Source organism: Frankia canadensis (assembly GCF_900197875.1).
In the GTDB taxonomy this organism is placed as follows: Bacteria; Actinomycetota; Actinomycetes; order Frankiales; family Frankiaceae; genus Frankia; species Frankia canadensis.
In genome coordinates, this window is sequence record NZ_FZMO01000474.1 from 1 (window position 1) to 968 (window position 968).

A 968-nucleotide genomic window follows, 5' to 3' on the forward strand; every position below is an offset into this window, starting at 1 on the left:
TTTTTTTAGATTCCTTCCTGTTCCAGGACGAAGACGGCTTGGGTGAATGTGCCGACCCGGCGTGGGCAGCCGCGGAAGCGGCTGAAGACGCGCCAGTTTTTCAGGACCGCGAAGCCGCGCTCGCCGGGTGCGCGAGTGGCCGCGAGGACGCGGTTGCTTTCCTTGGTGTCGTCGGGAAGCTCGCTGTTCGCGGGCTTCTTGCGCGGGACGAGGAGCCGGTCGCTCTCGCCGCCGACGTAGCCCTTGTCCGCGTAGAGGTAGATCGTTTCTGCACGGTTGATCACCTGGAGGATGTTGTGGGTCCGGGCGGCGGTGAGGTCGTGGGTCGAGCCGGGCAGCCCGTCGGAGATCCAGATCATCCGGCCGTATGGGTCCATCAGGCCCTGGAGGTTGACTCCGTGGTGCTTGTGCTTGCCTGAGTAGTACAGCTTGTTGTGCGCACGGATCCGGTTGGTACGCACCACGGTGCCGTCAAGGATGAGGAAGTTGCTCCAGGTCCAGGCGAACGTCCAGACGGCCGCGAGCAGGCTGCGTCCGCGCCGGACGAGCAGGTCGACGGCCTCCCGGACGTAGTTGTGAGCCGTGCCGACGCTGACCTGGAAGCCGGCGGCCAGTTGTTCGTACGTGTCGCCGTTGCGTAGGTGCGCGAGCACGAGGAGCGCCTGGTCGCGAGCGGACAGCTTGCGCCAGGTCCGCTGCCGTGCGCGGTCGTCGGCCAGCAACGTGGCCAGGAACTCCAGGGCCGTCTCGGACACGGTGATGACGCCAGGGTAGGTTAGCAACGGAAGTCCTCGGTCAAGGCCACATGATTAGACACCCTGTGATCTACCGAGGACTTCTCTATTTCTCCCGCCTGGACGGACAGTAGTCGGACAACTTCCACTCTCCGGCTGGTTCGCCGGACTTTCTCTTAAACGCGCGCGACGGAACATTCCCGCAATTCACGTAAAATAACATTGAAAATGCTC

General features: G+C 63.2%; 1 protein-coding gene. It reads right to left on the minus strand.

The window, feature by feature from the left end; genetic code table 11:
- Nucleotides 1–5 precede the first annotated feature (5 nt).
- On the minus strand, nt 6–782 hold the full coding sequence (locus tag C1A33_RS26400) for a transposase family protein (protein WP_101834280.1): 777 nt from the start codon (nt 780–782) through the stop codon (nt 6–8).
- Nucleotides 783–968 lie beyond the last annotated feature (186 nt).